Raw genomic sequence first — 7,224 nt, forward strand, 5'->3', positions numbered from 1 at the left:
TGCGTCCCGAACAGCCCCGCGCTCCACGCCACCAGCGTGGTGAACACGATCAAAGGCCACTGGAGCTCCATTATTCATCACCCTTCCAGTCGCGGTTGCGCAAGATGAACGCGAAGCACGGGTCGTTGCCTACGTTGGGCAGATGGTGCACGTCGGTGCCGGCGTCGAAGTCCTTCACCAGCTCGCCCAGCGTCACGCGGTTGCCCGCGTACAAGCCATCGTACGAACGGTCGGCGCTGTAGCCGACGGCCGGAGCCTCGAACGACTCGATCCCCTGCTCCAAATCGCCGAAGAAACGCGCGCGGCCGCCGCACTGGATGACGCACTGCGGCAACCCGCCCTGCCCCACGATCTGCGAGCACAGGGTGCACTTCTCCACGACGCCCTCCTCCTCGTTCAAATAGCGGACGTTGTAAGGGCAGCTCATCGCGCAGAACTGGCAGCCGATGCACTTCGCCTTGTCGATCTGCACCGTGCCGTCCTCAAGCTTGTGCGAGGCGCCCGTGGGGCACACCTTGACGCACTCGGGGTCGGCGCAATGCTGGCACTGCACGGGCAGGTAGTACATCTCAACGTCATGCGACGACGTAGCACCTTCCTTCAGAGAAGGACCGATGCGCAGCACCTTGTTCCAGTAGCTGCCGATGGGAACGTTGTTCACCGCCTTACAGGCCACCATGCAGCTCAGGCAGCCCACGCACCGGTTGAGATCGGTGGCGATCGCGTACTGCGTCATAGCCTACGCCTCCTTTCGAATCTCGTAGTTCGGCAGCCATTCCTTCAGGCGCGGATCGGAGGCATCGTAGATGATCTCGGTGCCGTCCTCGGGCGCGCAGGGGATGACCTTGCCGTCGGGGCAGTTCTCGGGCGTCGCCTTGTATATCTTCACCGGCACGCCGCGCATGTGATGCGAGCTGATGAACTTGTCCTGGCCGTGCGGATCCCAGATGCATTCGATGTTCGACAGCATGCAGCCGTGCGTCGGGGCGGGCAGCTCCGGGAACCACCAGGCATGCTCGGCGTTCGCCCAGCCTTTCGCGATGCCATGGTACAAATCGACGCTCTGGCGCACCTTGCCCCACTCGGTCTCGATCCAAGCCCAATCGCCCTGCTCCAAGCCCAGTTCCGCAGCGTCGGCCGGATTCATCTCCAGACGCGGCGCAGGCCACAGCTCGCGGCACCACGGCAGCTGGCGATGCTCGGAGTGGAAGTACACGGGGATGCGGCGACCGGTGGTCAGGATGATGGGATACTCTTCCAGGTCGATCTTGCCGCCGTCGGCGGACGACGCGGGCGGCTCGTAGTTCGGCATCATCTCCTTGATGGGATCGAACTTGCCCGGCTCGAACTCGTTGGCCATGTCGATGCAGTAGGTTTCGAACGCCATAGACCAGAATTCCACGAGCGCGTTGGGCGTGGGGCAGCCGAAGTTGTTCACCGGCTGGCCCGAGTCGTCGACCGACCACGGAGCAGCCGTGCAGGCGTCTTTGCCCATGCGCATCCAACCGGTCTCGAAGCGGCGGTAGGTTCCCCAACGGTCGGGCTCGATCTCCTTCGCGTTGATCCAGCCGTTCTCCTGGAAATCCTCTTTGAAGTCCTCGAAATGCTCCCATTTGCAACCCGGATACCGCGTGTCGAAACCCGATTTCTCGTTGTGGGCCTGGAACCACTCCTCCAGGCGGTCGTCGTGGTGGTATGCGCCCGGGCCATCGCCCTTGATGCTCATCCACGTCCCGTTGGGATTGCCCTGCTTCTCAAGCGCCTCGAAGATCAGGCGGTTGATGTCGTAGTCGAACTTGGTGTCCGCCGGCGGCTCGATGGCGCGCTGCGTCAAACCGATGCCCCCGGACGCGCCCTGGCTCACACGGATGTTGTTCAGCTCCGTCCAGTGCTGGCACGGCAAAATGATGTCGGCCATCTCGGTACCGGGATGATGGAACATGTTGATGTCAACCCAGAAATCCAGCTTGGACAAGGCCTCCCATGCCAGCGTCGCGTTCGACATGTTCATGAACGAGCCGGATTCGTTGATGCCGCCCTTGAGCGGATACGGATCGCCGTTGATGCATGCTTCCCAGATGCACGTGGCATCGGCCCACTCGTTGTAGTACGGCAGGATCGGGAACTTCTCGGCGCCCACCATGTTGCTGAGGATCTCGCGCCGGTCGGGGATGTTCGTCGGCTCCAGCTTGACGTCGGGCAGGTAGAACGGCGGGCACTGCGGCTCGCCCGTGATGGCCTCCATGCCCTTGAGGGTCCACTTGACCTCCTGCGGCATGTTGACGCCGGGAGCGGCGGTGGCCTGCTCGTCGACCGGCGTGCGGGTCAGGCCGCGATTGCCGGCCGGGCCGTCGAAGTTGCCAGTCATGTAGGACAGGTGCAGAACGGCGCGCACGGTCTGAGCGCAATTGCCCACCTGGTCGGGAGCGAGGTTCAGATGGATGCCACCATTGCCGTAGGTCTGGCCCTCAGGACGCGTCGCCCACGCGAGGCACGCCTCCTCCACGAGCGCCGGATCGAGGCCCGTCTTCTCCTGGCACCACTCCGTAGTGCACTCCTTCACGGATTCCTCCAGGTAAGCCCACACGGGCTTGGCAACGTGCTTCGTGCCGTCTGCCAGCTCGATCTCGTGCGTCCCCTTCAGATCGAAGTCGATGCCGGCCTCCTCCAGCTCCCAGTAAGACAGCGGGGGAAGATAGCCTTCCTGCGACGTTCCCTTGTACACGACTTCCATCTGATCGCGCGTGGGGGCGACGTGGTTGCAGCCTTCCCATTGCGTGGCATCGGCGTCCCAATACACCAGGCCGCCCGCGCCGTCGTTGGCGTTCTTGTTCCACGCATAGAACTTGTGGGGGCTGCCGCCCTCTTTCAGGTCGCTCTCCTTCAGAAGACGGGTCTTCAGCTTCGTGCCGATGAGGTCCTCCAAAGGCGGCACTTGGACAGGCGATGACAGGTCGATGTAGCGGCCGCCCGTAGGCTCCATGTCCTCGACCACCAGAAGCGACGCATCGGTCCAACGCTTCACGAACTCCCAGTCCACCAGGTCGTGCTCGATGATGATGTGCTGCCAGCACAGCGCGAGCGCGCCGTCGGTGCCGGGCTTGAGATTCAGCCAGTAGTCGGCCTCCTTGCCCGAACCGGACAGGCGCGGGTCGATGCAGATGTGTACGTCGGCCTCATTCATCTTGTCCACCAAGTTGCGACAGCTGTCATCGTAGTTGGAGTTCTCAGGCGCGGTTCCCCACTGCACGTACACGCGCGGCCCGTCGCGCAGCGCCATCCACGGGGCGCCGTCGACCGAGCTGATCCAGCCCATCAGGCGGCGCGGCCCCTTGCAGATCTCGGAGGCCACGTGCGCGTTCGGGGTATCGAACAGCCATTTGTAGAACGCATAGGGGCCGTACACCCACTGGCGCGACGTACCCGCCATGTTGAAAATGGACTGCCCGCCGTACCGGTCGATGATCTGCTGGAACTTCTCACCGATGGTCTGCATCGCCTCGTCCCACGTGATGCGCTGCCAGCCGGGGTCCTCGCCCTTGGGATTCGTGCGCTTCATGGGATGGTATATGCGATCGGGATGGTACGCCGCCTGGATGGACGACTGCGACTTGCCGCAGCAGTTACCGCTCGACTGGAACGACGACTGATCGCCCTCCACCTTGACGGCGCGACCGTTCTGCACGGTCACCCACACGCCGCACTCCATCTTGCCGCAGCCGCGGCAGCACGTGCGCACGCGCTTGACGTCGTCGCCGCGCGCAGCCGCGCCGGCATCCTCGGCCAGCGCCGCGTTCGGGGCGGCGGCCGTGCAGGCCACGGCAGCGCCCGTCACGGCAGCCAGCTTCGTGAACGCACGGCGCGTCAGATTGAGCTCTCCCATTCCTCCTCCTTCTCCGTCTCGTCCTTCGCGGCGGCCGCGGCTTCCGCGCCCGCTGCTTTGTTCGAGCATGCGCCGCGATGCCGTTAGGCGCATCATGCATTTCTGCAAAAAGTCGAGCGAAGCAGCCGCTGCGACATCATGCGTTTCCCATGATTTTGGAGAAACCCCTGATAAACGAAGCATGACGTCAAACATCAACATAGCGGGCCACGCAAGCCGGAAGGATCGAGCACGCTATAATGAGCCGCAGGGGATCGAGATCTTGAGGGGGAATTCTCGTGACGCACATGCCGAAACCGCTGACAACCGCTCAGGATCGATTGCGGGAAACGTCGCCGCGAAGCCTTCTGAACCTGCGCATGGTCGGCTTCGCCTTGGCGCGCGCCTGGGTGTACCTCATGTTCCTGGGCACCGCCACCAGCTCCATCACCTGGAACGGCGAACCGCTGCCCGCGGGAGCGTATCTGGGGTCGACGCTCGTGCTATGCGCCACCTTGTTCGCGAGCGCGATCTTCCATCGGCGCTTCGCGACGCTTATCAATCGCCGCGCCTTCCGGTTCCTCGGACCGGCCCTCACCACCGTCGGCACGCTTGCACTCGCCTGCGCGACGCTGCCAGATGCTCCGTCGATCGAGCTATGCGCGCTGGGCTCGATCTTGACCGGTGCCGGATCGGGATTGATCGATCTGGGGTACGGCGAGCTGTACCGCAACGTCGATCCTCGTCGCACTTCGTTCGAAGCGCCGCTCGCCTTCCTCATCGCGGCGGCCCTCTTCCCCGCCGTGCTCGCCTTGCCGCCTGTTGGAGCATGCGTGATCTGTGCGCTGCTGCCCGCGATTTCCGGCTGGATCCTGTTCGTGAAGCTGAAAACATGGTCGTCGAAAATCGAGCCCATCGTGCAGCCTTTCGAGATCCACTTGGGCAAGTTCTCCTGGAAGATCGGCATATGCGCATGCCTCATCGGCATGGCCGACGGCGTGGTGCGCGCGGTGTTCATCACCGCGAACGCCGCAACCGTGGACACCTTCTACCGTTTCCCCTTGCTGTGGTCGAGCCTGCTTACCATCGCCATCATCTACGGCTGCGTGCTGTTCTCCAGCAAGACGGGCCTGCGCCCCGTGTACCGCTCGGTGATGCTGGTCATGGCCGTGTTCTTCATGCTGCTGCCCGTGTTCACCGGTTTCTCCGAAATCGAGAGCACCATCGCGTTGGCGGGTTACGGCACGTTCAACGTGCTTATCTGGATACTCCTCGCCGACATCTCGTTCACGTACCGGCTTTCGGGCATCATGGTGTTCGGCATCGGCTGGGGCATGGTGACGCTCGGCGTGCTGCTGGGCTCGTCGTTGGGACAGTTCGTGTGCGCGTTCGCGCCGTTCTCGCCGCAAAGCCTCAGCCTGATCGCGCTCATGGCCACGCTGGCCATCCTCATCTCGTACATGTTCGTGTTCAACGAGAACGATCTCATCGCGCTGGCGAAAGGAGACGAGGACAAGGACGAAGCCGAACCGAAACGCCAGCGCTTCCAAGACCGCTGCAAAGACGTGGCAGGCGAATACGGCCTATCGCCGAAGGAAACCGAGATCATGATCCTGTTCGCGAAGGGCCGCTCGAGCACCCGCATCCAGGAGGAGCTCTATCTGTCGCGCGGCACGGTGACCACGCACCTACGCCATATCTACCAGAAGATGGACGTCCACGGCAAGCAGGAGTTCCTCGACGTGATCGAAGGACGCGAATAGTTTTCACGCCCGCCGCACACGCAAGGTCAACTTCGTCCGTCCAGTCGCCGGCGCCCTGGAGCCCTTCTTCGGGGTCGATTCGTCGTTTGCAGGGAGGGTGCGGGGAGGCGAGCCGTGCTCGAGAAGGGCATCGGAATTGGAGGAACCAAAGGGCGGGAGCCCGAGTGTCTCACGTGAAACATTTGTTCTTTTACCTCAGGATGTTTCACGTGAAACATCCGTTCTTTTGCGGCCAGTGTTCTTAGGCATCAAGGCGTTGCTTGTCCGCTGAGCAAATTTGCGCTACTATTGAGCAAATTTGCTCAATAGGAGGCGACCATGCACGAATACCGCAGACCTCTCGTCAACACGCTCGTCGCACGCATGCGAGAACCTCGCCGCTTCATCCAGATGCTCGTCGGGCCGCGCCAAACCGGCAAGAGCACTGCGATCAGACAGGCGCTCGCCCAGGTCGACCTTCCGCGCCACGTCGCCTTGGCAAGCATCGACTCCTCGAGTCGCGACTGGCTTCGCGCCCAATGGCTCCAAGCCCGCAACCTCATCAACGAGGGGTCGCCATCGGCATTACTCGTCATCGACGAGGTGCAGCTGGTCAGCCAATGGTCGGCCGTCGTGAAGGAACTGTGGGACGAAGATACCTGGAGCGGCATCGACCTGCGCGTGGTTTTGACCGGATCGTCGTCGATCCTCCTTCAACGAGGCCTGGTCGAGGGACTTACCGGTCGATTCGAAACGATCCGGAGCACCCATTGGGAATTCGCCGAATGCAAGGATGCGTTCGGCTACTCCCTCGATGACTTCCTCTTCTTCGGCGGCTATCCCGGCGGAGCGGCGCTCAAAGACGACGAGCAACGCTGGCTCAGCTATATCAACGATGCCGTGATAGAGCCCAGCATCTCGAAAGACGTCATCGCCCTCGAAGAGGTGCGGAAACCCGCGCTGATGCGCAAGCTCTTCCACCTCGGCGCGCCGTATTCCGGGCAGGAGCTGTCGTACCGCAAGATCCTGGGCCAGCTCGACGACGCAGGGAACACAACGACCGTCGCGCACTACCTCGACCTTCTCGACGGAGCCGGACTGCTTTGCGGCTTGCAGAAGCACGACCCCAAACTCATCAGGGAGAAGGCGAGCTCGCCCCGCCTCATGGTGTACGACACCTCCCTCATGACGGCAACGTATGGACGCTATCGCGATTTCCTTCTCACCGATCCCGAGCGCAAAGGGCACCTGGTCGAAAGCGCTGTCGGGGCGTTTCTGCTAGCGCAGTCCAAAAAGCAGAACTTCGAGGTTCATTGGTGGAGGGAAGGCTCGAACGAGGTCGATTTCGTGCTTGCGCAGGGAGAATCCGTAACCGCCATCGAAGTCAAAAGCGGACGCGTGAAGTCGCTCAAAGGCCTGACGGCGTTCGTTAACCTCGTGCCGCATGCGCGAACCCTGGTGGTCGGCTCGAGTGAATGCCCACTCGAAGCGTTTCTCCACGGCGACGTGCCGCTGCTTTAGCGTCTGGACGCCCCGAAGCCCTCTTCGAGGGCGATCCGTCGTTTGCAAGGGGGTTTGGGGAGACGAACCGCGCTCGGAGGGGGCTTCGGGGTCGGAGGG

The 7,224-nt window shown here is 62.6% G+C and carries 4 protein-coding genes; 2 read left to right on the plus strand and 2 right to left on the minus strand.

Annotation, left to right across the window (positions count from 1 at the left end; all coding sequences use genetic code 11):
* Positions 1-70: 70 nt before the first annotated feature.
* Positions 71-736, minus strand: a complete 666-nt coding sequence (locus tag GT613_RS15070) for a 4Fe-4S dicluster domain-containing protein (protein ID WP_021409700.1) — start codon at positions 734-736, stop codon at positions 71-73.
* Positions 737-739: 3 nt separating this feature from the next.
* Positions 740-3,883: a molybdopterin-dependent oxidoreductase gene (locus GT613_RS15075; RefSeq protein ID WP_021409682.1), complete on the minus strand. Its 3,144-nt coding sequence runs from the start codon at positions 3,881-3,883 to the stop codon at positions 740-742.
* Between the two features lie 287 nt (positions 3,884-4,170).
* Between GT613_RS15075 and GT613_RS15080 the strand changes: the two genes are divergently transcribed.
* Both GT613_RS15080 and GT613_RS15085 read left to right on the plus strand, forming a co-directional pair.
* Positions 4,171-5,625 carry a LuxR C-terminal-related transcriptional regulator gene (locus tag GT613_RS15080; RefSeq protein WP_157003893.1) on the plus strand — a complete coding sequence of 485 codons (1,455 nt, stop codon included), beginning with the start codon at positions 4,171-4,173 and terminating at the stop codon, positions 5,623-5,625.
* A gap of 318 nt (positions 5,626-5,943) precedes the next feature.
* Positions 5,944-7,125: an ATP-binding protein gene (locus GT613_RS15085; protein ID WP_009306128.1), complete on the plus strand. Its 1,182-nt coding sequence runs from the start codon at positions 5,944-5,946 to the stop codon at positions 7,123-7,125.
* Positions 7,126-7,224 lie beyond the last annotated feature (99 nt).

The organism is Eggerthella sp. BIOML-A4 (assembly GCF_009875575.1).
In the GTDB taxonomy this organism is placed as follows: domain Bacteria; phylum Actinomycetota; class Coriobacteriia; order Coriobacteriales; family Eggerthellaceae; genus Eggerthella; species Eggerthella lenta.

Coding starts and splice junctions, on each gene's coding strand:
- GT613_RS15070 (WP_021409700.1), bottom strand. CDS start 736: ATGACGCAGTACGCGATCGCCACCGATCTCAACCGGTGCGTGGGCTGC.
- GT613_RS15075 (WP_021409682.1), bottom strand. CDS start 3,883: ATGGGAGAGCTCAATCTGACGCGCCGTGCGTTCACGAAGCTGGCTGCC.
- GT613_RS15080 (WP_157003893.1), top strand. CDS start 4,171: ATGCCGAAACCGCTGACAACCGCTCAGGATCGATTGCGGGAAACGTCG.
- GT613_RS15085 (WP_009306128.1), top strand. CDS start 5,944: ATGCACGAATACCGCAGACCTCTCGTCAACACGCTCGTCGCACGCATG.